Source organism: Pseudonocardia ailaonensis, assembly GCF_039531635.1.
GTDB classification, from domain to species: domain Bacteria; phylum Actinomycetota; class Actinomycetes; order Mycobacteriales; family Pseudonocardiaceae; genus Pseudonocardia; species Pseudonocardia ailaonensis.
This window is the reverse complement of record NZ_BAAAQK010000028.1, coordinates 125,440-149,480: the sequence shown is the minus strand read 5'-3', so window position 1 is coordinate 149,480 and position 24,041 is coordinate 125,440. Positions and strand designations below refer to the sequence as shown.

The window sequence follows — 24,041 nt, the reverse complement described above, 5'->3', positions numbered from 1 at the left end:
ATGCCCCTGTGGTCCTCACAAGGGGCGCTGACCTGCGAAGAAGGCGTTCGCGCGGGCGTTCCAGAGGAGGTAGAGGAGCAGCAGGCCGATCACGATGCTGCCCCAGCCCGACGAGGTCGCGGTGGTGGCGCCGACGCCGGTCAGGGCCGTCAGCGCGCCGACGATCTGCAGCACCGTGAGGATCGTGACGAGCAGCCGCGCCCCGCGCCCGCCCTTCCCGAGCCGCGAGGCGACCGCGCCCGTGACCAGCCCGATCAGGACGTAGACCACTCCGACGATCACCGCCAGCCGGTTCGGCGCGGACGCGCCGAGCACGAGCAACGCGATCCCGCCGAGCAGGGCGAGGACGGCGGAGATCCAGGTCAGGACCACGACGACGGTCACGCTGCCCGGACGACGGGGTGCACTCATCGACGGCTCCTCGGCGAGAGACGATGGGTGCCCACTGTAGAGCGAGCGTGCGCGCCACCCCAAGACATGACTACCTTCGGGTAGGTGCAGCCGTTCACGGGCGCCGTCGCCGCCCTCCTCGACAAGGCGCTGGGGCTCCCCCCGGGCAAGGACCGGTACGAGAGCGAGGCGTTCGCCGTCCCCATGCCGGACGGGGTCACCCTCCTCGGGCGGCGCTACCGGCCGTCCCGGGCGGAGGGGCCGCAGCCCGTGGTGCTGGTCCGCAACCCGTACGGCCCGCAGATGGAGAAGCTGCTGCTCGGCGGCCCGCTGGCCCGGCACGGCTTCCAGGTCTTCGTGCAGGCGACCCGCGGCACGTTCGGGTCCGGCGGGCAGTTCCGGCCCTTCACCAGCGAGCGCGCGGACGGGCTGGCGACGGTCGACTGGCTGCGCGAGCAGCCCTGGTGCGACGGCCGGATCGCCACCACCGGCCCCAGCTACCTCGGGCACACGCAGTGGCTGGTGGCGCCGCACGCGGATCCGCCGCTCGTCGCCGTCTCCCCGCACATCACCGCGTCGCGGATGACCGAGACGTTCTACCCGGGCGGCGCCCCGACCCTGCTCAACGGCCTGGCCTGGACGGCGACGATCGGCCGCCAGGAGATCCCGCGCGCGGTCCCGGACCCGCGGCGCAAGGCCGTGCTGAAGAAGGCGCTGCGCCGGATCCCGCTGCAGACCGCGGACATCGCGGTCGCCGGCGCGCCCGTCGGCTTCTGGCGGGACTTCACCTCGCACGGCGAGCCGGGCGACCCGTACTGGCCCGCGACCTACGGTGAGCCGGCGGCGGACCTCGCGAAGGTGCCCCCGGCCAACATGGTGACGGGGTGGTGGGACCTCTTCATCGCCGCCCAGATGCACGACTTCGCGGACCTGCAGGCGGCGGGGGTGCCGGCGCGGATCGTCGTCGGGCCCTGGCTGCACGGCGAGTTCGCCGAGTTCATCGCCATGATGAAGGCCGACCTGCCCTGGCTGGAGCACCATCTGAACGGCGGCCCGGAGCCCGAGGGCGCGCCGGTGCGCCTGTTCCTGCAGGAGGCGGACCAGTGGCTGGAGTTCGACTCCTGGCCGCCGCCCGCCGAGCCGCACACGGTCCCGCTCGGCAGGGGCAGCTTCGTGTACGACCCGTCGGACCCGACCCCGGCCGTCGGCGGGCCGCTGCTGCAGCCGCCCGGCAAGCAGGAGGACCAGCAGCCCGTCGAGTCCCGCCCGGACGTGCTGGTGTTCACCGGGGAGCCGCTCGCCGAGGATCTCGACGTCGTGGGCGCGCCGGTCGCGACGGTCCACGTGCGACCCGAGCTGGAACACGCCGACGTGTACGTCCGGGTGTGCGACGTGGACGCCAAGGGCGTGTCCCGCAACGTCGTCGACGGCATCCGTCGGCTCGACCCGCACACCGTCCCGGCGAAGGACGTGACCGTCGGTGAGGACGGCGCGCTGACCGTGGAGATCGAGCTGTTCCCGACCGCGTACCGCTTCCGCGCGGGGCACCGGATCCGCGTGCAGGTCGCCGGCGGCGCGTTCCCGCGCTACGCCCGCAACGTCGGTACGGGGGAGCCGTTCGGCGCCGCGACGACCGGGCGACGGTGCCGCACCGAGGTGCTCGACGGAGGCCTCGTGGAGCTGCCGGTCCTGCGGCGCTGAGTCCCTAACGGACGACGGGGTACCGCACCGGGCGGTCCGGTGCGGTGAACCGCCGTATCGCGGTGACGATCCACGTCCTGTTCCGGGCGTTCTCCTGCAGCGCGGACCACCACGCCGGGCATTGCCTCAGATCGATCTTCGCCGCCGCATGGCGCCTGTGCGTCGTGCGGCAGGAATGGTGATCCGCTGTCATCCCGACCCCCCGTTACTCTCTGAAGTGACCGTCCGCTGTGGACTCAACGGGATGGTCGTCGCAGGTGAACTGCCCCGACCGAGATCTGTGTCACGGAGAATGTACTGAGCGTTGCCGGGCTCCCGTCCACTCGGAGGCGGTATTTTCTCGGTGAGTGGCGTGAATTCGACGGCGAATGGTGCGTGCTCGCTGCGTCAATCGGCCGTGTTATACGTCCGGCATTTCGGCAATTCTCGCTGCGGCGTCCGGTCGGCGACCCGGCGTCCGTCGGGACCGGACCTCATCCCTCCGGACGGGCGGGTTCCCGCCCCTGCCGCCCGGCCAGGAGCAGTGGGGTCAGGAGCAGCAACACGCCGGCGGTCGCGACGGCGGCCCTCGGTCCGATCGCCGCGCCGAGCACGCCCCACGCCGCCGTGACCACCGCCGTCGTCACCTTGCCGGTGATCGACCAGGCGGCGAGCGCGCTCCCGATCCGCCGCTGCGGCAGGGCGCGGAGCCGGTGGGTCGCGAGCACCGGGTTGAACACCGAGGCGCAGAGGATCAGTCCGAACTCGACGCCGATCAGCAGTGCCAGCCCGCCCGCGCCCGGCCCGACGAAGGCCGGCCCGAGGGACCAGCACGCCCGCAGGATGCCGGCGACGCGGAGCGTCCGGCCCTCGCCGAACCGGCCGACCAGGTGGCGGGCGAGCCGGGAACCGAGGAGACCGCCGAGGCAGGGCGCGGCGAAGGCGAGCCCGTACTGCCAGGGCGCGAACCCGAGCGGGCCGAGCAGCAGCACCGCCAGCAGCGGTTCCGTGGCCATGATCAGCGCGTTGACCGCCAGGGTGTTCGCGAAGAGCCGGCGCAGGCCCGGGCGCGCGAGGATCGTGCGCCAGCCGCCGAGGAGGTCGGCGCGCCCCGGCCGCGGCTCGGGCCGGGGCTCCCCGGACCCGATCGCGGTCAGGCCCGCCGCGGAGAGCAGGAAGCTCGCGGCGTTGGCGACCATCGTGGACAGCGGCCCGGCGATCCCGGCCAGGAGCCCGCCCAGCGGCGGGCCGAGCATCGTGGTGGTCCACGTCGTCGCCTCGAGGCGGCCGTTCGCGCGGAGCAGGTCGGGGCCCGGGACGAGCGTGCGCAGGTACGCGCCCGACGCGGCGGTGAACGTGATGTCCGCGGCCGCCGTGAGCACCGCGACGGCCACGAGCCAGCCCATGGTCAGCAGGCCGAGGAGGTACGCCGCGGGCACGCTGAGCAGCGCGACCAGCCGCGCGAGGTCCATCGCGATCATCAGCGGCCGCTTCCGCGCGCGGTCGATGCGGGACCCGAGCGGCACCGCCACGAGCGCCCCGACGAGCGGCCCCGCGGCGGCCAGCCCGGACACCACCACCGGCCCGGCGTGCAGCACGAGGAGCGCGACGAGCGCGAACGCCCCGAAGGCCAGCCCGGTCCCCGCCGCACTCGCCGCGTAGGCGGCCCACAGCCAGCCGAACCGTCGTCCCACACCCCGATCCCATCAGGCAGGTCAAACAACCACTTCCACAAACAGTGGTTGTGACGAGTACGGTGCCGGTGTGGATCTCCACGCCGTGCGCACCGTGGTCGCGGTGGCGGACGCCGGGCGCTTCGGCGACGCCGCGGACGATCTCGGGATCACCCAGCAGGCCGTGTCGAAACGGATCGCCGGGCTGGAACGCGAGCTCGGGGTGCGGCTGTTCGACCGCACGCCCCGCGGCGCCGCGCCGACCGTCGACGGCCGCGCCTTCCTCCCGCACGCCCGCGACCTGCTGCGGGCCGCGGACCGGGCCGCCGCGTCCGTGCTGCCGGGCCGCCGCGCCCTGCGCGTGGACGTACTCGGCCACCGGATCGGCCCCGGCGTGCTGGTCCGCGGGTTCCACCGCGCCCACCCGGACGTCGAGCTCGACGTGCTCACCCTGCCCGGCGGCGCCGCGGCGATCGAGGCGGTCCGCGCGGGCACCGTCGACGCGACCTTCCGGGCGGTGTTCGCGCAGCTCCCCGAGGGGGTGGTGGCCACCAGGGTGCTGAACGAGCGGCACCAGCTGCTCGTCGGGCCTGGGCACCCGCTCGCCGGCGCCGAGGCCGTCACGCCCGCCGCGCTGCGGGGGTTCCGGATCTGGATCCCGGGGATCGCGCCGGGCACCGAATGGGGTGCGTACTACGCGGCGCTCGCCGCCGCCTTCGACCTCTCGATCGACGGGCTGGGCCCCAACCTCGGCTCGGACGTCCTGCTCGAGACCCTGGCCGAGTCCCCGACGCTCGCGACCCTGACCGGGGAGCACGTCCGCCTGCAGTGGCCGCCGGTCTTCGACCTCCGCCGCATCCCGCTCGTCGACCCCTGCCCGGTCTACCCCCACTCGCTGGTCCGCCGTGCGGACAACGCCCATCCGGGTCTCGCCGCACTCGTCCGGCACCTGGGGGAGGAGCCGCCGCTCGGCGCGGACCTCTGGGAACCGCACAACTCCCGGTTGGAGGAAGGAGAGAGATGACCCGGCGTTTCCTGATGGTCCACGGGGTGGCCCACCGCCGCCCGCGGGAGCACTGGCTGTGGTGGCTGACCGAGGAGCTGCGACGCCGCGGCGAGCAGGCCCTCTACCCGCAGTTCCCGGCGCCCGAGCGGCCGTCGGTCGACGAGTGGGTCGAGCTCCTCCACGCCGAGCTCGCCCAGCTCGGCGACCGGGAGCGGGTGGTGGTGTGCCACTCGCTGGGGTGCGCGTTGTGGCTGCGGGCCGCGCGGGACCTCCCCGCGGAGCTGCGCGTCGACCGGGTGCTGCTGGTGTCCCCGCTCGGTGCGCAGGCGTTCACCGCGGAGAACGGGAACGAGGAGTTCCGCATCGGCGGCGTCGACCGCGAGGCCCTCGCCGCCGGCCGCGTGCGGGTGGTCGTCTCCGCGACGGATCCCTACGCCCCCGTCGATCCGCGCGGCTGGAGCGCGGGTGTGGACTGCGACGTCCTCCCCGACGCCGGCCACATCACCCCGGCGGAGGGGTACGGCCCGTGGCCGGGAGTCCTGGACTGGTGCCTCGACGAGCGGACGCCGGTGGCCGGGCACGCCGAGCGCTGACCGAGCGCTGACCGAGCGCGCGGGGTCGCCGCCGCCGGATCATCAGGGGCCCGGTAGGGCGCCGACCAGCGCGGACTCGACCACCTCCGCGACCGCGCCCGCGTCCGGCAGCGCCCCGAGCTCGCCGGCCAGGAGCAGGTGCCCGGTCCCGACGAGGGTGCGGGCCAGCACGTCCGGATCCGCTCCGGCGGAGATCCGGCCGAGCCCTCGTTCCGCGGCGAGGTACGCGGAGAGCATCCCGGCGACCTCGGGCAGGACCGGGAGCCCGCGGCGGGGCAGGCGGCTGCGCAGGCTGTCCCGCGAGATCGCGAGCCCGACGATCCCGATGACCACCGGGTCGATCGTCTCCACGAGTACGCGGGACACGATGCCGACGACGGTCCCGGTGCCCGCCGCGTCGTGGAGTGTCGCCGTGCGGCGCTCGATCGCGGTGATCCGCTCCTCGACCAGGGCGACGAGCAGGTCGTCGACCGTGGCGAAATGGCGGTGCAGGACCCCCTTTGCCATCCCGGCCTCCTCGGTCACCGCGCGGCTCGTGAGGGCCCCGGGCCCGTCGCGGACGAGGACGCGTTCGGCGGCGGCGACCAGGTGGGCGCGCGGATCGCGCAGGGGGACTCCGGTGGGCACGGCGGCTCCGCGGTCGACGAGTGGGCGCGTGCCCATTTAGAGTGGGCGCGTGCCCACTCTACCGCCGCCGGACCCGCGTTCCGGCATCGCCACCAGCCATGAGCTGCGCACGATCGCCGAGGGGTTCGGCGCCGAGGCCGAGCGCTACGACCGCGCCCGGCCGCGGTATCCGGCGGCCCTGGCGGCGGCGGTGCTCGCCGAGCTGCCCGGTACCCGGCTCCTCGACGTCGGCATCGGGACCGGCATCTCCGCGCTCCCGTTCCGCGAGGCGGGGGCGGAGGTCCTCGGCGTCGATCCCGACGAGCGGATGGCCGAGCTCGCCCGGGCGCGGGGCTTCGATGTCGAGATCTCCACGATCGAGGACTGGGACCCGCGCGGACGCCGGTTCGACGGCGTCGTCGCGGGTCAGGCGTGGCACTGGGTCGATCCGGTCGCGGGGGCGGTCCGGGCGCGCGAGGCGCTCGCCCCGGACGGACGGCTCGCGGTCTTCTGGAACGCCGCCGATCCGCCGCCCGAGCTCGCCGCCGCCTTCGCCGAGGTCTTCCGCGGCGTCGACACCGGCCTGCCGTTCACACCCTGGCAGGGGTCGCAGCGCGACGGCGCCGCCGCGTTCCTCGACAAGGCCGCCGCCGGCGTCCGCGAGGCGGGCGGGTTCGGCGAGCCGCACCGGCTGCGTTTCGACAGGGAGGAGACGACGGACCGCGACGCCTTCCTCGACGTGCTGCCGACGGCGGGCGGGCACGACCGGATCGCGCCCGAGAAGCTCGCCCGGCTGCTCGACGGGCTCGGCGCCGCGATCGACGCCGTCGGCGGGTCGTTCACGATGCGCTGCGCGACGGTCGCGCTGGTCTGTCCCGTGTCACGGCGCCCGAGCTCGGCCCGGCGGTAGGACCCCACGCCGTCGGGTCGGTCGACGGCAGGGAGGGCCATCCCCGGACGTGTCACGGGTGCCAGGCCACCACCGTCACCCGGTGACGGACGAGGACCACCGACCCGTCGTCGTCGCGGAAGGGGTGGAGCCCGGTCAGGGGCCCGCCGCCCAGCTCGTCGTCGATCCGCCGCCCGATCTCGAGGCGCGCCCCGGACGGGGCACGTTCGAGCCAGGTCGCCAGGCCCACCGGCCGGTCCCGGGTGGACACCCCCTCGATCGTCGCGCCGGAGTCCTCGACGAGTCGTGCGATCTCGCCGAAGGTGAGGGTCCGGCGGTGGCCCCGGTCACGGAGCCGCTCCAGGCGGTTGGATTCCTCCGCGACGAGCGGGTCCGCGTCCGCGAACACGTCCACGACCGCGAAGAGCCCGCCCGGGCGCGTCCGTCTCACCGCCGCCCGCAGCAGCGCGGCCGGATCGGCGGCGCGGTGGAGGACGAACCGGCGGACGTCGGTCGCGGTCGTCATGCGGCGGCCCGCGCGGGTACGGCCGGTTCGGGCAGAGCGCGGGCCAGCAGCCAGCTCACCGCCGGCATGAGGACCAGCGGGGTGAGGGCGGTCTGCAGCGAGGTCCGGTCCGCGAGCCAGCCGAGGGCGGGGCTCGCGAGGCCGCCGATGCTCACCGTCAGGCCGAGGGTGAGGCCGCTGGCCGTCCCCACCCGCGAGGGCAGGTAGTCCTGGCCGAGGGTCAGCTGCAGGGAGAAGGGCAGGTAGAGGCCCATCGAGGTGAGCGCCACGAACACGAACACCGCCGGTCCCGGCACGAACACGACCCCGGCGACGGCGACGACCGCCAGCAGGTACGCCCGCCGCACCACGGTGACCCGGTCCCAGTGGCCGACCAGCATCCCGCCGGCGACCGACCCGACGGCGCCGCCGACGTACAGCACGAACAGCGCCGCCGAGCCCACCGCGGGCCCGCCGCCGGTCCGCTGCTCGACATACAGCGCGAGGAAGGTGCTCAGCCCCACGAAGGCGATCGAGCGGGCCACGACGACCCCGGACAGGACGCCGAACGACCGCCAGTCGTCCGGTCGCGGCGGCGAGGTGGTCGCGGACCCGGCGGCCCGCCTGCGTGCGAGCACGCGCAGGACCGGCAGGCAGAGCACGGATCCGGCGAGCGCGGGCACCATCAGCAGCGGGGTCGCGCCGAGCCCGCCGGCCGCCGAGACGAGGCCGACGAGCAGCGGCGCGGTGGCGAATCCGACGTTGCCGCCGAGGGAGAACCACCCCATCGACCGGTGGCTCCCGGCGCTGGCCAGCCGCGCGATCCGGGCCGACTCCGGGTGGTACGCCGCCACCCCGATCCCGGAGACGGCGACGAAGGCCAGGGTGAGCGCGTAGGAGCCCGCGAGCCCGCTCGCCGCCACCCCCGCCCCGCCGACGAGCGTGCTCACCGGGATGAGCCAGGGGGCCCGCCACCGATCGGTCAGCGCCCCGAACAGCGGCTGCGCGACGGACGACAGCAGTGAGGCGGCCAGCACGATCCCGGCGACCGTGGCGTAGTCGTAGCGGCGCTCGGCGACGAAGAGGGGGACGAGCGCGGCCACGGATCCCTGGTAGACGTCCACACACGCGTGCCCCACCGACAGCAGGGCGATCGAGGTGCGACGTTCCACCGCGTCATCGTCCGATCCGACGAGCGTGTCCCGCTTCCGATAACCTGCCGGTCGATGTCAGAAGTCCGCCATCTCCCGGTCGCGCCGACGCGAGTGGAACGCCTCGCGCCCGGCGGCGAGATCGAGGCCCACCGGCACGACGACCACCAGATCGTCTACGCCGCCCGCGGTGTGCTGGCCATCTCCACCACGGCCGGGACCTGGATGGCCCCGGGCAACCGCGCGATCTGGGTCCCCGCCGGCACCATCCACGCCCACTACGCCCACGGCGAGCTGGAGCTCCATCTCGTCGGGGTGCCCGCACACCGGAACCCGCTCGGCCTGACCGACCCGACGGTGCTCGCGGTGGCCCCGCTGCTGCGCGAGCTGATCATGGGCTACACCGCCATGCCGGACGACGACCGGGGTGCCGAACGCGCCCGGCTGCACGCCGTGCTGCTCGACCGGCTCCGGGCCGCACCCCACCAGCCGCTGCACCTGCCCGCACCGTCGTCGCCGCTGCTGCGCTCGGTGTGCGACGTCCTGCGGACCGATCCGGCCGACGGCCGGACCCTCGACGAGCTCGGCCACCAGGTCGGTGCGAGCTCGCGGACGTTGTCGCGCCTGTTCCGCAGCGATCTGGGGATGACCTTCCCCCAGTGGCGCACCCAGCTCCGGCTGCAGGTCGCGCTGGTCCTGCTGGCGGACGGCGCCTCGGTGACGACGGTCGCCCGGCAGTGCGGATGGTCGTCGCCCAGCGCCTTCATCGACGTCTTCCGGCGCACCTTCGGGCACACCCCGGGCGCCCATGCGCTGGGTTCCTGACCTCGGCTCCTTCAGCCGCAGCAGGGGGCGGTCGCCCCGGCCGGGGTGCCGCACTCGCAGGACGCCTCCGGGGAGGCGCCGGCGGGATGGACCGACGTGGCGTCCGGGGCGTCGGCCTTGACCGTGTAGACCTCCCACGGCTCCGCCCCGGGCCCGTGCACCCAGACCTTGTCCTGGAGGGCGTAGCAGCAGGTGGTGTCCTCCTCGACCTGAGTGAACAGGCCGAGATCGGACAGGCGGGTGGTGGCGGCGCGCACCTCGTCGGTGCTCCCGACCTCCACGCCGAGGTGGTCCATCACCGTCGGCTCGCCGTCGCCGCCCTCGATGAGGACGAGCTTGAGCGGCGGCTCGGCGATCGCGAAGTTCGCGTAGCCGGGCCGCCGCTTGGCGGGCTCGACGCCGAACAACGAGCGGTAGAACGCGACGGATCCCTCGAGATCGGCGACGCGCAGGGCGAGCTGGACGCGGGACATGGGGACTCCTTGTTTCGACGACTGTCGAGACAGAGGTTGCTCCCGTGTTTCGACTTCTGTCAAGATAGAGAGATGTCGAAGCAAGGGCCCGCGTGCTGCTCCCCGTTGACCGGGGAACCGCTGGACGCGGAACGGGCGGCGGACCTGGCCCGGATGTTCAAGGCGCTGGGCGAGCCGGTCCGGCTGCGGCTGCTGTCGCTGATCGCCTCCCACGAGGGCGGCGAGGCGTGCGTGTGCGAGCTGACCGGCGTCTTCGACCTGACGGGGCCGACGATCAGCCATCACCTCAAGGTCCTGCGTGCGGCCGGCCTGATCAGGGGGGACCGGCGAGGGACCTGGATCTACTACCGGGTCGAGCCCGAGCGGCTGCGCCAGGCCTCGGCCCTGCTCGACCTGCAACCGGCGTCGTGACACCCACGCTCGCGCGGCGCCTGCTGGCCGAGGGCGTCGGTACCGGGCTGCTCGTCACGGTCGTCGTCGGGTCCGGGATCGCCGCCTCACGGCTGTCACCCGGCGACGTCGGCCTGCAGCTGCTGGAGAACTCGATTGCCACCGCGCTCGGCCTCGGCGTGCTGATCCTCCTGTTCGGACCGGTGTCCGGCGCGCACTTCAACCCGGTCGTCACCGTCGCCGCCCGGCTGCTGGGCCGCCCGGCGCCGCGGCGGCGCGAGGTGCTCGCCTACGTCGGCGTCCAGACCCTCGGGGCGGTCCTCGGAGCGGTCCTGGCCAACGCCATGTACGGCCTGCCCGCCGTCCAGGTCGCGACGACCGTCCGCGGCGGCACGGGGGTCTGGATCGGTGAGGCCGTCGCCACCGCCGGGCTCGTCGCGCTGGTGTTCGCCCTGGTCCGCACCGGACGGGAAGGGCTGGCGGCGCCCGCGGTCGGCGCGTACATCGGGGCGGCGTACTGGTTCACCTCGTCCACGTCGTTCGCCAATCCCGCCGTGACGGTCGGGCGCATGGTCAGCGACACCTTCGCCGGGATCGCCCCGGCGTCGGTGCCCGGCTTCGTCCTCGCGCAGCTCGTCGGGGCGGCGCTCGGGATCGGGCTGGTCGTCGCCCTCCATCCGGCCGTCCGCCCGGCGAACCACCCCACCCGGCCCGTCGTCGAGGAGTCGTCGTGACCGTTCCCGAGGTCCTGTTCGTGTGCGTGCACAACGCCGGCCGCTCCCAGATGGCCGCCGCCCTGCTGCAGCACCACGCCGCCGGACGGGTCCGGGTCACCTCCGCGGGCTCCGCGCCGGCGGACGAGATCAACCCGGCCGTCCGGGAGGTCATGGCGGAGATGGGCATCGACCTCGCCGAGGAGGTCCCGAAGAAGCTGACGGTGGACGCCGCCCGGGCCGTCGACGTCGTCGTCACCATGGGGTGCGGGGACTCCTGCCCGGTCTTCCCCGGCAAGCGCTACCTCGACTGGGAGCTCCCCGACCCGGCGGGGCAGGGGATCGACGCGGTCCGTCCGATCAGGGACGAGATCGACCGCCGCGTCCGCGCCCTCCTCGCCACCCTGACGTAGGTCAGAGCCCGAACGCGCCGCCCCCGACCAGGATGACCAGGCCGTCCCGACCAGGACGACCGGCAGCACGACGTGCCCCCACCGCCCGAGCGCCCGGGCGACGAGGGGCCGGGTGGCGAGGCCGCGGCCCAGCGCGCACCACACCGCGACCAGCACGAGGAACACGACGCAGAAGACGACCGTCCCGCCGACCCCGCTGGTGGCGAACACCGGCACGTAGACGCCGATGTTGTCGCCCCCGTTGGCCGCGGTCACTCCGGCCACGGCAAGGATCGACGGCCCCGCCGTCGCGGTCGCGTCCGGGGTGTCGTCGCCGCTGCGATAGCGCCAGGCCCGCCACGCCGCGCGGAGCCCGAGCAGCAGCGGCACCAGGCCCAGGTAGGGGATGGCCGGCCCCGGCAGGAGGCCGGCGCCCAGCGCGCCCACGACGGACGCCACCAGGATGGCGAGGAAGCCGAGGTACTGGCCCACCGCGACTCGCACCTCGGCGGCCCGCCGCCCTGCCGCCTGCCCGAAGAACAGCGCGAGGATCAGGATGTCGTCGAGGTTGGTGACGGCGAACATCCCCGCCGCCTGCCCGATCCGGCCGAACACGGCACTCCTCGCTGTCGGCTGCCTGTCGGCCCCACCGTGGCAGAGGGTCAGGCCTGCGATTCGTGCGGATGCGCCCCGATCTCCGTTCCGGGCGACGTTCAGGGCATTTGAGCGCCATTGCCCAATTGGTTCAGACGCTGGAGATCTCGTGTTGACCGCACGCTGCCGACACGTGATCCTCAGCTCTGTTCGGCTGATGGAGCCGGAGCCGCGTCGGTCGATGAAGAAGGTGGACAGCCAATGTCCGACAAACTGGACGAACAGTATATCCTCGAGCATCTCGGTGTGCACAATTACGAGTCTTTCGGGCGCAGCATTGTTGCGACGGTTCTCGAGGAGGCGCTGGCGCAGAGAAGGCACGACGACCAGGCGGAGCTGACGTTCGAGGTCACGGCGAACCTGGCGAAGACGCCCTCCGGCTGCACGTGGCTCACCATGATCGTGAATGGGAAGAGTGTCCGGATCCATCAACCGCCGATCACGAACTGGCCCCCGGTCCAGTAAGGGGTGATCGGTCCTCACTCGGGTCCGGCGCCGCCCGGACCTTTTGAAAGCACCCGATAACGAAAAGCGACGCTGACCACGGGAAAATGTTCCCGTCGGTCAGCGCCGCTTTGTGCGCCTGGATCAGGCAGCCTGCTTGGTCTCCCAGAAGATCTTGTCGATCTGGGCGATGTAGTCCAGCAGCTCCTGGCCCGTCTTGGGGTCGTTCGAGCCCTTGGTGCCCCCGGCACCGGCGGCCTTGGTGGCCTTGTTGAAGAGCTCGTGCAGCTCCGGGTACTTCTCGAAGTGCGGCGGCTTGAAGTAGTCCGTCCACAGCACCCAGAGGTGGTGCTTCACGAGGTCGGAGCGCTGCTCCTTGATCTCGATCGCGCGGGCGCGGAAGTCCACGTCCTCGTTGCCCTGGTACTTCTCCTGGATGGCCTTGACGGACTCGGCCTCGATGCGCGCCTGGGCCGGGTCGTACACGCCGCAGGGGAGGTCGCAGTGCGCGGTGGCCTCCAGCCGCGGGCGGAGAATGCGGGGCAGCCGCATGGGGGTCCTCCCTGGTGGTGATCGTTCTGGCAGGTCCGACCCTACTACCGGGCCGGGGGCCCCAGCAGGCCGAGAGGGTGTGGTGTGCGTGGCCCGTCGCTGGCGTGCGGTGACGGTGCGTGGCCCGTCGATGTCCACCGCGTTGACGGACGGCGACGTGGTGCTGGCGCGGTTCGGCGCGGCGGTGCGGCCGGGGGACGTGGTCCTGGTCGGCTGGGACGCGCGGCCCGGCCAGCTGTCGGTCAAGCGCGCGGTCCGGGCCGAGGGCGACGGCTGGTGGGTCGAGGGTGACAACCCCTTCGGTTCCACGGACTCGCGGACGCTCGGGCCGGCGACCGTTCTCGCGGTCGTCCCCGTCCGGGTGCTGCCCCGACCGGGCCGGCTGGCGCGCCGGACGTCGTGAGCGTGTGATTCGGCCTACCGAATGTGCCGACTCGCGGGTTCGGGGGTGAACGGGGTGGCGGCATGGGGCGGGTAACGGTGTGGGTGCTCTCACCGCCACGGCGCGCCCGCGTCCGTTAACATGGCTGCCAGTACCCGACTGCCGATCCCTCTCCGGCGCCCCGCCGCATCCCGCGGGGTCACCGTGTGGGGGCCGCCGGCGCCGCGTCTGGGCGAGATCCTGCCCCCGGTGCACGGTGAGTAGGGGCGCCCGTGCGCGCCCGCCCTACCTTCATCGGAGTCCTCTGCCGTGACCATGTCCCCGGAGCGCACCCTGTCCACGCCCGACATCGAGCTGGCCCCCACCCGCGAGGAGATCTTCGCCTCGCACGAGGGCGGCAAGCTCTCGACCGGCCTGTCCGCGCCGCTGCGCCACGCGCGCGACCTCGCGATCGCGTACACGCCGGGCGTCGCCGAGGTCAGCCGCGCCATCGCCGCCGAGCCGGCGCTCGCGCGCCGCTACACCTGGACGGACCGCCTGGTCGCCGTGGTGAGCGATGGCACCGCCGTGCTCGGCCTGGGGAACATCGGCCCGCGCGCCTCGCTCCCGGTGATGGAGGGCAAGTCGGCGTTGTTCAAGACCTTCGGCGAGCTCGACTCGATCCCGCTGGTGCTCGACACCACCGACGTCGACGAGATCGTGGAGACCCTGGTCCGGCTGCGGCCGAGCTTCGGCGCGGTCAACCTCGAGGACGTCTCGGCCCCACGCTGCTTCGAGCTCGAACGCAAGCTGGTCGAGGCCCTGGACTGCCCGGTCATGCACGACGACCAGCACGGCACCGCGATCGTCCTGCTCGCCGCGCTCAAGGGCGCCTGTGCCGCCACCGGCCGGGAGCTCGGCAGCCTGCGCACGGTGATCTCCGGCGCCGGTGCGGCGGGCGTGGCCTGCGCGCGGATCCTGCTGGCCGCCGGGGCGACGGACGTCGTCGTCCTCGACTCCCGGGGGATCATCGACACCGCGCGCGGCGGGGAGAAGGCCGCACTCGCGGCCGAGACCAACCCGCGCGGGATCACCGGCGGCATCGCCGAGGCGATGGACGGCGCGGACGTCTTCGTCGGCCTCTCCAGCGCGACCCTGCCCCAGGAGCTGCTGACCACGATGGCCCCGGCGCCCTTCGTGTTCGCACTGTCCAACCCGGACCCGGAGATCCACCCGGCCGTCGCGGCCCGGTACGCCGCCGTCGTCGCCACGGGGCGCAGCGACTACCCGAACCAGATCAACAACGTGCTCGCCTTCCCCGGGGTCTTCCGCGGGGCGCTCGACGTGGGCGCGCGCCGGATCACCGAGTCGATGAAGCTCGCCGCCGCGGAGGCCATCTTCCGCGTGGCGACGGACGATCTCGGCGTCGACCGGATCGTCCCGAGCCCCTTCGACCCGCGGGTCGCGGTCGAGGTCGCGCAGGCCGTGGCGGAGGCCGCCCGCCGCGACCCCGCCGCCGGCGTGACCCAGCCGGTCTGACCCCAGCCGGTCTGACCCACCCGGTCGGGCCCGGCCGGTGTGACGGAACCGATGTGGCGCACACGATGTGACACGGCGGTTCGACCCGGGCGGAGTGACTCAGCGTCACTCCGCCCGGGCCGTCCACCTGCCCCTGCTCGGTCGGTCGGCCGAGTCGATCACGGAGTGTGCGAGCTGTCCGGGTCACTCACTCGGGGTGCGGTAGTCCGTTCGGGCAACGTGACCGGATCGAGTGGGCGACTCGCTCGTTGAGCCCGCTGAGGGCGTGCGATCGCACACGCCGCGGTCGACACGGGGGTACGGGTGAGCGAGTCCGGAGAGCGGGCGGATCCCGTGCGGCGCACCGACTTCCGCCGGGCCCGGCACGACCGGCCCACGCCGGACGCCGCCCGCTTCGCCGGCCAGGTCGCCCGGGCGCTCGCCGCGCCGTCGGGCGGTGAGGTGCCGGGCGGTGCCGGGCAGGGGCAGGGGCACCGGTCGGCGTCCCACCCCGAGTACGCCGCCGAGCCGGTCGAGGACGCGAACGGCGAGATCAGCACGGACCCGAGCGCGGTGCGGCTGGTCGCCCCACCCGGTGAGGCGGAACGGCCCGACGTGACCGACCCCGGATCCGTGGGGGTCCCCTCCGCACTGCGCGACGCGGCCTTCGGCACCCCGTACGTCCCCGAGTCCGGCGACCAGCCCGGTGGGGTCGAGGTCGTCCCGCTGCCGACCGCCCCCGCCGTGGTGTGCGACCTGGAGGACCGGATCCTGCGGGTCAATCCCGCGTTCCTGCGGCTGACCGGCTGCGATCCGTCCGACCCGGACAGCGGGCCGCTGGGGATGCGGCTCGCGCAGCTCGTCGCCGGACCCGACGCGGACGCGCGGCTGATCCGCGCGGACGGCGCCGCGGTCCGGGTGCGGGTGGTCCGCTGGGACCTGCCCGGCGGGCTGCGCGCGGTCCTGCTGGTCGAGCTCGGCGAGCCCGCCCCGGAGCCGGTGGACCGGCGCTGGACCGCGGAGCTGGAGCGGCTCGCCCGCGTGGGCACCTGGACGTTCGACCTCGCCACGGCCACCCTGCGGCGCAGCGCCTCGCTCGAGGAGCTCTATCGCCAGGTCGGCGTCGTGCCGGACGGCGCGCACGGCCCGGTCGAGGGCGACCAGGTCGCGCTGCTCTGCCGCGCGCTGCGCACCGGCGCCGGCGCGGCCACCGACCACCACGTCGAGCTGCGGCTGCCGGGGGAGCGGGTGCTGTCCTGCCGCGCGGTCATCGAGCGGGCGCCCCACGGCATGCCCGTCCGGCTGGCCGGGATGGTCCGGGACGTGAGCGCGCAGCGGCTCGCCGAGGGCCGCGTGCAGCACTCCGGGCGCCGCTTCGCCGACCTGATGTCCACGGTGCCGGCCGGGGTCGCGCTGCTCGACGCCGCGGGCCGCCTCGTCGACGCCAACGCCTCCTTCTGCCGCCTGCTCGACCGCACGCTCGAAGGCCTGCGCGGTACCCCCGCGCTCGCCCTGAGCGCCGAGCCGGTCGAGCCGGGCGCGCCGCTGCCCGGCTGGCTCCGCGCCGGCGGCGCACCCGCCGTCGTCACCCTGTTGAAGGCGGACGGCAGCGGCGTGACCTGCGAGATCGGCGTCACCACGTCCACGTCGGACGAGGGGGACCCGTTCTGGCTGGTCGTGGCCACGGACGTCGGCGACCGCCGGCGCGCGGCCGAGGTGCTGCGCCAGGCCGGGAGCGTCGACGAGCTCACCCGGCTGCCCAACCGCGCGGCCGCCCTCGCCCTGGTCGACGAGCTGCTGGCCGACAGCCCCCGGGTCGCCGTGGCCTGCGGCGACCTCGACGACTTCGCCCGCGTCAACTCCTCGCTCGGCCACCTCGCCGGCGACGAGCTGCTGGTCGGGCTGGCCGGGCGGCTGCAGCGGGAGCTCCCGATCGGGTGCACCGCGGCGCGGCTCTCGGCGGACGAGTTCGTGGTCATCTGCTCGGACCACGCGCTGATCGGCGGCCCCGACGCCCTCGCGCGCCGCGTCGGCGAGCTGCTGCACACCACGGTCCCCGTGCACGGACGCCCGGTGCAGCTCACCGCCTCCGTCGGGGTGGCGACGCCCGACGTGCGGCCCGGGGAGGTCACCGCCGGTGATCTCCTCCGCTACGCCGAGGTCGCGATGCAGGAGGCCAAGCGGCGGGACCGCGGCGGCGTCGCCACGGCGTCACCGGCCGTCGTCGCCTCCGCGGACCGGCAGCTGGAGCTGGAGGCCGAGCTGCGCGCGGCCCTCGCCGAGGACCGGCTGGTGCTGGAGTACCAGCCCGTCGTCGGCCCGGACGGGACGGTGCTCTCGGCCGAGGCGCTGGTCCGGTGGCCGCACCCCGAGCGCGGGATGATCTCCCCGGGCGAGTTCCTGCCGGTCGCCGAGCGCGCCGGGATGATGCGCGAGCTCGACCTCTGGGTCCTGCGGACCGCCGTGAACTCCGCGGTCCGCTGGCCGGGGCGGGCGGGCGTCGCCGTCAACCTGGCCGGGCTGCTGCCGGGCGATCCGGCCTTCCTCTCCGACGTCACCCGGATCGTCGAGGGCGCCGGGCTGGCCTGGGAACGGCTGATCCTCGAGCTCGTGGAGACGAGCCTGGTCGCCCTGCCGCAGGCCGCGCTCGACGCCATGGCCGAGCTCGTCTCCCGGGGCGCCCGCTTCGCCGTGGACGACTTCGGCACCGGCTACTCGTCGCTGGCGCGGCTCAAGGAGCTCCCTGCCCAGACGGTCAAGGTCGACCGGGCCTTCGTGACGGGTGTCGGGACCGATCCGGCGGACTTCGCGGTGGCCCGCGCGGTGGTCGACATGGCCCGCGCGATGGGCCGCACGACCGTCGCCGAGGGGGTCGAGACCGCGGCCCAGTTCCACGTACTGAGAGGCCTCGGGGTGGACGCCTACCAGGGCTGGCTCTTCTCCCGCTCCCTGCGTGAGCAGGACCTGGAGCAGGTACTGGCCGCCGGGCGGCTGGCCACGCCCGCCCGCGCACTGGGAGCCTGAACCCGAAAGGTCCGGACCGGTCGCGGCTGGGTCACGGTTGCTCGGTCGGTTCGCTCCTGTCGGTGGTCCCGGTTAGCCTCGCAGCACCATGACGGCCGACTGGCGGCGGTCGGCGACGACGGGGGTACCCGGATGATCGAGTTCCGGGGTGTGACGAAGCAGTTCCCGGACGGCACCGTCGCCGTCGACAAGCTCGACATGAAGGTGGACGGTGGCCGGATCACGGTCTTCGTCGGCCCGTCCGGCTGCGGGAAGACCACGTCGCTGCGGATGGTCAACCGGATGATCGAGCCCAGCAGCGGCACGATCACCGTGGACGGCCAGGACATCATGGCCCAGGACCCGGCCGACCTGCGGCGCGGCATCGGCTACGTGATCCAGAACGCGGGGCTGTTCCCGCACAAGACCATCCGGGACAACATCGCCACCGTGCCGCTGCTGCTGGGCTGGAGCAAAGCCCGCGCACGCGAGCGGGCGATGGAGCTCATGGAGATCGTCGGGCTGGACACGCAGATGGCCCAGCGCTATCCCGCGCAGCTCTCGGGCGGCCAGCAGCAGCGCGTCGGCGTGGCCCGCGCGCTCGCCGCGGACCCGCCCGTGCTGCTCATGGACGAGCCGTTCTCCGCGGTCGACCCGGTGGTCCGGGAGACCCTGCAGGAGGAGCTGCTGCGGCTGCAGTCGGAGCTGGCGAAGACGATCGTGTTCGTCACCCACGACATCGACGAGGCCGTGAAGCTGGGGGACATGGTCGCCGTGTTCCGCACCGGCGGCCACCTCGCGCAGTACGACGAGCCGGGCGTGCTGCTCAGCCGCCCCGCCAACGGGTTCGTGGACGGGTTCGTCGGCCGGGACCGCGGGTACCGCGGGCTCGGCTTCGTCACCTCCACCGGCCTCTCGCTCGGCGAGCTGCCCACCGTGACGGTCGGGGCGAGCGCGCCGGAGGGCTGGTCGCTCGTGGTCGACGCGGACGGGCGCCCGCTGGGCTGGCACTCCGGCGCCGGCACCACCTCCGAGCAGGGCCTGATCCCCGGCGGCTCGCTGTACGACGCCGAGTCCGGATCGCTGCGCAGCGCGCTCGACGCGGCGCTGTCCTCGCCGTCGGGCCAGGGCGTGGCGGTGGACCCGGAGGGGCGTGTGGCCGGCGGCGTCAGCGCGGACGAGGTGCTGCGCGTGCTCGCCGAGGCCCGGGCGGACGAGGCGGCCTGATGGTCTGGGACTGGATCCCCCGCAACCTCGACCTGATCGGGAACCTGCTGGTCGTGCACGTCGTGCTCGCGCTGATCCCGGTCGTCGTCGGGCTGGTGCTCGCGGTGCCGATCGGCTGGCTGGCCAGCCGCAGCCGGGTGCTGCGCGGCATCCTCGTGCCGGCCGCGAGCGTGCTCTACACGATCCCGTCGCTGGCGGTGTTCATCGTGCTCCCGGCGATCCTCGGCACACAGATCCTCGATCCGCTCAACGTCGTGGTGGCACTGTCGATCTACACGGTCGCCCTGCTGGTCCGGTCCGTGGCCGACGCGCTCGCCGCCGTCCCGGCGCTGGTCGTCGCCGCGGCCACCGCGATGGGCTACCGGCCGGCCAAGCGGTTCGTGTCCGTGGAGCTGCCGCTGGCGGTCCCGGTGCTGATCGCGGGCCTGCGGGTGGCGGCGGTGTCGAACATCAGCCTGGTGTCCGTCGGTGCGCTGATCGGCGTCGGCGGCCTGGGGCGGATGTTCACCGAGGGCTACCAGCGGGACTTCCCGACGGAGATCATCACCGGCATCGTGCTGATCGTGGCGCTGGCCCTGGTGGTCGACGGGCTGCTGGTCCTGCTGGGCCGCGCGATCACGCCGTGGACCCGGCTCGAGGGCAAGGGGCGGGCCGTGGCCGAGCCCGAGGCCACCCCGGGGACGACCGAGGTGAGCGCGGCATGAGCCTGCTGTTCTCCTACCTCTTCGATCCCGCGCACTGGAGCGGGCCCACCGGCATCCCGGTGCGGATCGGCGAGCACCTCTTCTACTCGGTGCTGGCGCTCGCGCTGGGCGCGATCGTCGCGATCCCGCTGGGCGCGCTGATCGGGCACACGCACAAGGGCGAGTTCGTGGTCGTCGGCCTCGCCAACGGCATGCGCGCCCTGCCCGAGCTGGGCCTGCTCACGCTGCTCGTGCTGCTCATGGGGATCGGCCTGCTGCCGGTCACGATCGCCCTCGCGGTGCTCGCCGTCCCGCCGCTGCTCGCCGGCACCTACGCCGGCGTGCGCAACGTCGACGCCGGGACGGTCGACGCCGCCCGCGGCGTCGGCATGCGCGAGTGGCAGGTGCTCACCAAGGTCGAGATGCCCAACGCGCTGCCGCTCGTCCTCGGGGGGCTGCGCGCCGCGTCGCTGCAGGTCATCGCCACCGCCGCGGTCGCGGCGTTCGTCAGCTTCGGCGGGCTCGGCCGGTTCCTGATCGACGGGCTCAAGTCCCTGGACTACTCGCAGATGGCGGCCGGCGCGATCCTCGTCGCCCTCCTCGCGCTGGCGGTCGAGGGCCTGCTGGCGCTGGTGCAGCGCGCCGTCGTGTCACCCGGGCTGCGCGGTGGTGCGCGCCGCTCGCCCACCGCCGAGATCACCGGCACCACCGAGAACGCCGCCCCCGAACCAGTACGCCCCACACCCGAACCAGCAGGAGCCGAACCGTGAACCTCAGACGATCCCTCACCTATGTGGCCGCCGGCGCGGCCCTCGTCATGGGCCTCGCCGCCTGCGGTGGCGGCGGCGGATCGAGCCCGCTGGGCAGCGGCGGCGCCAGCCAGGCCCCGGCCGCCACGGACACCATCCGGATCGGCTCGGCGGACTTCACCGAGAGCCAGCTGCTGGCGCAGATCTACGGGCAGGCGCTGCAGGCCAAGGGCGTCAAGGTCGACATCACGGCGCCCATCGGCAGCCGCGAGGTCTACTTCCCGGCGCTCACGGACGGCTCGATCGACCTGATCCCGGACTACACCGGCACGCTGCTGCAGTACATCAAGAAGGACGCCACGCAGACCGCGGCGGACGACGTGTACACCGCGCTCAAGGCCGCCGTCCCGGCCCCGCTCACCGTGCTCGACAAGGCGGCGGCCGAGGACAAGGACGCCGTCGTCGTCACCTCGGATTTCGCCACCAAGAACAACCTGAAGTCCATCGCGGACCTCGCGCCGATCGCCAACACCATGGTCTTCGGCGGGCCGTCGGAGTTCCAGACCCGGCCGGACGGCATCCCCGGCATCCAGAAGACCTACGGCGTGACGTTCAAGTCCTACAGCGCCCTCGACACCGGCGGCCCGGTCACGGTCAAGGGGCTCAAGGACAACACCGTCCAGGCCGCGGACCTGTTCACCACGGACCCGAGCATCGAGGACAACAAGTTCGTCGTCCTCGCGGACCCGAAGAACAACTTCGCCGCGCAGAACGTCGTGCCGCTGATCAACGCCAAGAAGGCGACCGACCAGGTCAAGCAGATCCTCAACGCCGTGCAGGCCAAGCTGACGACCGAGGGCCTGGTCACCCTCAACCGCACCGCCAACGCGCCGGACAAGCCCAACCTGGACACCGTCGCGAAAAACTGGCTCAGCCAGAACGGTCTCGCCTGACCCGTGTGACCGCACGTCCCGGGGTTCCCTGAGCCGGCCTTCCGGGGTCGGCTCGGGGTTCTGCCCGGATCCTCCGGAGCAGGCGGATCCCTAGCGTCCTGAGCTGTGGAAACGCCTTCTCCGGGGCCGCGCGCCAGCCTGTGGACCCTCCGGGTCCTGCTGACGGTGCACGTGCTCGCCGTCGCCTGCCAGCCGCTGCTCGCCGGCCTGTTCCTGACCGGCGACGTGGACGCCATCGCGGTGCACGGCGCCGTCGGCTCGTCCCTCGCCGCCTTCGGGCTGCTGCTCATCGCCGCCGCGCTCGCCTACGTCCTCGGCGGTCGCGGGCGGCTGTGGGTGTTGCCGGTGATCGTGGTCCTCTTCCTCGCCGAGGGCCTGCAGATCGGCGTCGGCTACGCCCGCGAGCTGCAGTACCACGTGCCGCTGGGCGTCCTGATCGTCACGAGCTCGATCCTGCTCGCGGGGTGGGTGTGGACCCCGTCCGCCCGCCGCGCCCGCACCTCGCGCCGCCCGATGTCCTCGCCCTCGGCGCCGCCGCTCACCTCGCCGCCTCCGCCGTCGGCCCCGATCGGCTCGGCGGACCCCCGGAGCCCGCGATGACCCGCCGCTCCGCGAGTCGGGCCGTGGCTCCGCGCGAGTCGGGGCGTGGTCCGGCGCGGGTCGCGCTCTCCCGCCGGGGGTTCCTCGGCGCGCTCGGGGCTGTGGGTGTCGGGTCCGTCGCCCTCGCCGGCTGCGGGGTGTTCGGCATCGACACCCCACCCGGCCAGACCGGCGACACCCTGCCCAGCACCCGTCCGCTCCCCGAGCCGTACACGGTGCCGCTGCCGCGCCCGGCCGTCGCCCGTCCCACCGGCACCCTCGACGGCGCCGACCTCTACGAGGTCACCCAGCGCGCCGCGGACGTCGAGATCCTGCCCGGCGCCCGCACCACGATCTGGGGCTACGACGGCACCTTCCCCGGCCCGACCTTCGAGACCCGGCGGGGCCGGCCGGTCGTCGTCCGGCACACGAACGCGCTGCCCGTGCCGACGGTCGCGCACCTGCACGGCGGGCACACCGCCCCCGAGCACGACGGGTGGCCCCTCGACCTGCTCGTCCCCGCCGGGCAGGCCGCGCCCCACCAGCACATGCCCGGCGATCTCGCGCTCGGCACCCGCGACCACCGCTATCCGCTCGACCAGCGCGCCGCGCTGCTCTGGTACCACGACCACCGCATGGACTTCACCGGTCCCGCGGTCTACCGCGGCCTCGCCGGCCTGTTCGTCGTGCGGGACGACGAGGAGGACGCGCTGCCGCTGCCGCGCGGGGACCGCGAGATCCCGCTGCTGATCGTGGACCGCTCGTTCGACGCCGACGGGCAGTTCGCCTACCCGTCGCTCGATCGCACGCTGACCCGCGTCCCCGGGGTGCAGAGCGAGTGGATGGAGGGGGTGCTCGGCGACCAGATCCTGGTCAACGGGGCACCCGCGCCGTTCGTCGAGGTCGACGCCGCACGCCACCGGCTGCGCATCCTCAACGCCTCCAACGCCCGCCGGCTCTCGCTGTCGTTGCAGGTCCCGGGCGCGCCGGACCTGCCGATCACCCAGATCGGCTCGGACGGCGGGCTGCTCGCCGCCCCGGTCGAGCTCTCGAGGGTGGACCTGGCGCCGGGGGAGCGGCTCGACGTGGTCGTGGATCTCGGGAGGGTGCCGGTGGGGACAGCGGTGACGATGGTGAACGCGCTCAGCTCCACCTCGGCACCGATGGTCGGTTCCGCGAGCTCCACCTCGGCGCCGATGGTCGGTTCCGCGAGCTCCACCTCCGCCCGGGAGGTCCTGCAGTTCCGGGTCGTCCGCGCGGCGCGGGACGACTCCGCGGTCCCCGCCCGCCTCTCCACGATCGAGCCGCTGGTCCCCGGCCCGGTGCGCCGGGAGTTCGTGTTCCGCCGCGGGCAGGCCGGCGACCACTCCGGCTGGACCATCAACGACCGCACCTTCGACCCGGACGTCTCCCAGGCGGACGTGCCGCTCGGCCGGACCGAGACCTGGCGCTTCCGCAGCGACGTCCATCATCCCGTCCACCTGCACCTCGACCACTTCCAGGTGCTGTCCCGGGACGGCCGCGGCCCCGGGCCGTTCGACGCGGGCTGGAAGGACACGGTCGACGTCCGCCCCGGCGAGATCGTCGACGTCGCCGTGCGGTTCACCGGCTACCGCGGCCGCTACGTCCTGCACTGCCACAACCTGGAGCACGAGGACATGGCCATGATGGCGACGATCCGCACCGTCTGACCCGGCCGAGATGAACCTCAGGGCGATTCCGGGACCCCCGAAATCGCCCTGAGGTTCATCTCGGCGCTGGGGTTGGGACGGCGACGGCGCCGGGTGGGCGGCGGCGCGACGCGGGTCGGTTGCGCGCGGGGTGATTCGTCGCACACGGAGGGTGTTCGGACATTCGTCCGGATGGACCTCGGGCGACGGCGATCGGCGCAGACCGGAGTGAATGTCCGGACCGTCCCGCGGGTGCTCCCCGACCGGTTGTCACCCGGGGTGGGTACCCGGGCACGGTATGGCGTCGGTGGTGACGCGCTGCCTACTCTCCTTCCCGACCGATGAGTCCGCCCGGGGTGAGG

25 protein-coding genes and 1 pseudogene are annotated in these 24,041 nt (G+C 73.9%); 18 read left to right on the top strand and 8 right to left on the bottom strand.

The features are described from left to right. Positions 1-15 precede the first annotated feature (15 nt). A complete protein-coding gene (locus ABD324_RS33065; RefSeq protein WP_344426377.1) occupies positions 16-411 on the bottom strand; it encodes a hypothetical protein in 396 nt (131 codons plus the stop codon). A gap of 84 nt (positions 412-495) precedes the next feature. Between ABD324_RS33065 and ABD324_RS33060 the strand changes: the two genes are divergently transcribed. Beyond that, complete coding sequence (locus ABD324_RS33060; RefSeq protein ID WP_344426374.1) at positions 496-2,091, top strand: CocE/NonD family hydrolase; 1,596 nt, start codon at positions 496-498, stop codon at positions 2,089-2,091. 473 nt (positions 2,092-2,564) lie between these two features. Here the strand turns inward: ABD324_RS33060 and ABD324_RS33055 are convergent, their stop codons facing one another. Next, entirely contained in the window at positions 2,565-3,764 is a 1,200-nt protein-coding gene (locus ABD324_RS33055) for an MFS transporter (RefSeq protein WP_344426371.1), read from the bottom strand. Between the two features lie 70 nt (positions 3,765-3,834). On the opposite strand from ABD324_RS33055, the gene ABD324_RS33050 reads away from it, so the two are divergent. Together ABD324_RS33050 and ABD324_RS33045 are read left to right on the top strand one after the other, a co-directional pair. Continuing rightward, positions 3,835-4,767, top strand: a complete 933-nt coding sequence (locus ABD324_RS33050; RefSeq protein WP_344426368.1) for a LysR family transcriptional regulator — start codon at positions 3,835-3,837, stop codon at positions 4,765-4,767. Beyond that, positions 4,764-5,342 carry an RBBP9/YdeN family alpha/beta hydrolase gene (locus ABD324_RS33045; RefSeq protein WP_344426364.1) on the top strand — a complete coding sequence of 193 codons (579 nt, stop codon included), beginning with the start codon at positions 4,764-4,766 and terminating at the stop codon, positions 5,340-5,342. The genes ABD324_RS33050 and ABD324_RS33045 overlap by 4 nt, the downstream gene beginning before the upstream one ends. 42 nt (positions 5,343-5,384) lie before the next feature. Here ABD324_RS33045 and ABD324_RS33040 read toward each other — a convergent pair whose 3' ends face one another. After that, a complete protein-coding gene (locus tag ABD324_RS33040) occupies positions 5,385-5,969 on the bottom strand; it encodes a TetR/AcrR family transcriptional regulator (protein ID WP_344426361.1) in 585 nt (194 codons plus the stop codon). A 49-nt stretch (positions 5,970-6,018) separates the two neighbouring features. On the opposite strand from ABD324_RS33040, the gene ABD324_RS33035 reads away from it, so the two are divergent. Then, a complete protein-coding gene (locus ABD324_RS33035) occupies positions 6,019-6,858 on the top strand; it encodes a class I SAM-dependent methyltransferase (protein WP_344426358.1) in 840 nt (279 codons plus the stop codon). Positions 6,859-6,910: 52 nt separating this feature from the next. Here the strand turns inward: ABD324_RS33035 and ABD324_RS33030 are convergent, their stop codons facing one another. Beyond that, positions 6,911-7,363: a class I SAM-dependent methyltransferase gene (locus ABD324_RS33030; protein WP_344426355.1), complete on the bottom strand. Its 453-nt coding sequence runs from the start codon at positions 7,361-7,363 to the stop codon at positions 6,911-6,913. After that, positions 7,360-8,514: an MFS transporter gene (locus ABD324_RS33025; RefSeq protein ID WP_344426352.1), complete on the bottom strand. Its 1,155-nt coding sequence runs from the start codon at positions 8,512-8,514 to the stop codon at positions 7,360-7,362. The genes ABD324_RS33030 and ABD324_RS33025 overlap by 4 nt, the downstream gene beginning before the upstream one ends. Before the next feature lie 54 nt (positions 8,515-8,568). Here ABD324_RS33025 and ABD324_RS33020 point away from each other — a divergent pair, with 54 nt between their 5' ends. After that, positions 8,569-9,318 (top strand): AraC family transcriptional regulator, encoded by a 750-nt coding sequence (locus tag ABD324_RS33020; RefSeq protein ID WP_344426349.1) that lies wholly within the window; start codon positions 8,569-8,571, stop codon positions 9,316-9,318. 11 nt (positions 9,319-9,329) lie between these two features. On the opposite strand, the gene ABD324_RS33015 is transcribed toward ABD324_RS33020, so the two are convergent. Beyond that, positions 9,330-9,791: an ArsI/CadI family heavy metal resistance metalloenzyme gene (locus ABD324_RS33015; protein WP_344426346.1), complete on the bottom strand. Its 462-nt coding sequence runs from the start codon at positions 9,789-9,791 to the stop codon at positions 9,330-9,332. Between the two features lie 72 nt (positions 9,792-9,863). On the opposite strand from ABD324_RS33015, the gene ABD324_RS33010 reads away from it, so the two are divergent. Genes ABD324_RS33010 through ABD324_RS33000 form a run of 3 tightly spaced genes read left to right on the top strand, consistent with a single transcriptional unit; the run spans position 9,864 to position 11,307 of the window. Next, complete coding sequence (locus ABD324_RS33010) at positions 9,864-10,202, top strand: ArsR/SmtB family transcription factor (protein WP_344426343.1); 339 nt, start codon at positions 9,864-9,866, stop codon at positions 10,200-10,202. Further along, positions 10,199-10,915: an aquaporin gene (locus ABD324_RS33005; RefSeq protein WP_344426339.1), complete on the top strand. Its 717-nt coding sequence runs from the start codon at positions 10,199-10,201 to the stop codon at positions 10,913-10,915. Before ABD324_RS33010 ends, ABD324_RS33005 begins: the two co-directional genes overlap by 4 nt. Then, on the top strand, positions 10,912-11,307 hold the full coding sequence (locus ABD324_RS33000) for an arsenate reductase ArsC (RefSeq protein ID WP_344426337.1): 396 nt from the start codon (positions 10,912-10,914) through the stop codon (positions 11,305-11,307). The genes ABD324_RS33005 and ABD324_RS33000 overlap by 4 nt, the downstream gene beginning before the upstream one ends. A 105-nt stretch (positions 11,308-11,412) precedes the next feature. Here the strand turns inward: ABD324_RS33000 and ABD324_RS32995 are convergent. Beyond that, a pseudogene (locus tag ABD324_RS32995) lies at positions 11,413-11,871 on the bottom strand (cadmium resistance transporter); the annotation flags it as partial. Between the two features lie 270 nt (positions 11,872-12,141). Here ABD324_RS32995 and ABD324_RS32990 point away from each other — a divergent pair. Beyond that, entirely contained in the window at positions 12,142-12,405 is a 264-nt protein-coding gene (locus tag ABD324_RS32990; RefSeq protein ID WP_344426335.1) for a hypothetical protein, read from the top strand. 123 nt (positions 12,406-12,528) lie between these two features. On the opposite strand, the gene sodN is transcribed toward ABD324_RS32990, so the two are convergent. After that, positions 12,529-12,936 carry a superoxide dismutase, Ni gene (gene sodN, locus ABD324_RS32985; protein WP_344426332.1) on the bottom strand — a complete coding sequence of 136 codons (408 nt, stop codon included), beginning with the start codon at positions 12,934-12,936 and terminating at the stop codon, positions 12,529-12,531. Between the two features lie 79 nt (positions 12,937-13,015). Between sodN and ABD324_RS32980 the strand changes: the two genes are divergently transcribed. The 9 genes from ABD324_RS32980 to ABD324_RS32940 all read left to right on the top strand — a co-directional run bounded on the left by ABD324_RS32980 (position 13,016) and on the right by ABD324_RS32940 (position 23,700). Further along, the gene (locus ABD324_RS32980; RefSeq protein WP_344426330.1) at positions 13,016-13,339 is read left to right on the top strand and encodes a S26 family signal peptidase; all 324 of its coding nucleotides are present in this window, start codon (positions 13,016-13,018) and stop codon (positions 13,337-13,339) included. Positions 13,340-13,633: 294 nt separating this feature from the next. Then, complete coding sequence (locus tag ABD324_RS32975; protein ID WP_344427536.1) at positions 13,634-14,836, top strand: NAD(P)-dependent malic enzyme; 1,203 nt, start codon at positions 13,634-13,636, stop codon at positions 14,834-14,836. A 303-nt stretch (positions 14,837-15,139) separates the two neighbouring features. Then, on the top strand, positions 15,140-17,839 hold the full coding sequence (locus ABD324_RS32970) for a putative bifunctional diguanylate cyclase/phosphodiesterase (protein ID WP_344426328.1): 2,700 nt from the start codon (positions 15,140-15,142) through the stop codon (positions 17,837-17,839). A gap of 132 nt (positions 17,840-17,971) precedes the next feature. Further along, entirely contained in the window at positions 17,972-19,045 is a 1,074-nt protein-coding gene (locus ABD324_RS32965; RefSeq protein ID WP_344426325.1) for an ABC transporter ATP-binding protein, read from the top strand. Next, positions 19,045-19,749: an ABC transporter permease gene (locus ABD324_RS32960; RefSeq protein WP_344426322.1), complete on the top strand. Its 705-nt coding sequence runs from the start codon at positions 19,045-19,047 to the stop codon at positions 19,747-19,749. The genes ABD324_RS32965 and ABD324_RS32960 overlap by 1 nt, the downstream gene beginning before the upstream one ends. Beyond that, entirely contained in the window at positions 19,746-20,498 is a 753-nt protein-coding gene (locus ABD324_RS32955; protein ID WP_344426319.1) for an ABC transporter permease, read from the top strand. The genes ABD324_RS32960 and ABD324_RS32955 overlap by 4 nt, the downstream gene beginning before the upstream one ends. Continuing rightward, entirely contained in the window at positions 20,495-21,430 is a 936-nt protein-coding gene (locus ABD324_RS32950) for an ABC transporter substrate-binding protein (RefSeq protein ID WP_344426316.1), read from the top strand. The genes ABD324_RS32955 and ABD324_RS32950 overlap by 4 nt, the downstream gene beginning before the upstream one ends. Positions 21,431-21,535: 105 nt before the next feature. Then, positions 21,536-22,030, top strand: a complete 495-nt coding sequence (locus ABD324_RS32945; RefSeq protein WP_344426312.1) for a hypothetical protein — start codon at positions 21,536-21,538, stop codon at positions 22,028-22,030. Continuing rightward, positions 22,027-23,700, top strand: coding sequence for a multicopper oxidase family protein (locus tag ABD324_RS32940; protein ID WP_344426309.1), 1,674 nt, complete (start codon positions 22,027-22,029; stop codon positions 23,698-23,700). Before ABD324_RS32945 ends, ABD324_RS32940 begins: the two co-directional genes overlap by 4 nt. Positions 23,701-24,041 lie beyond the last annotated feature (341 nt).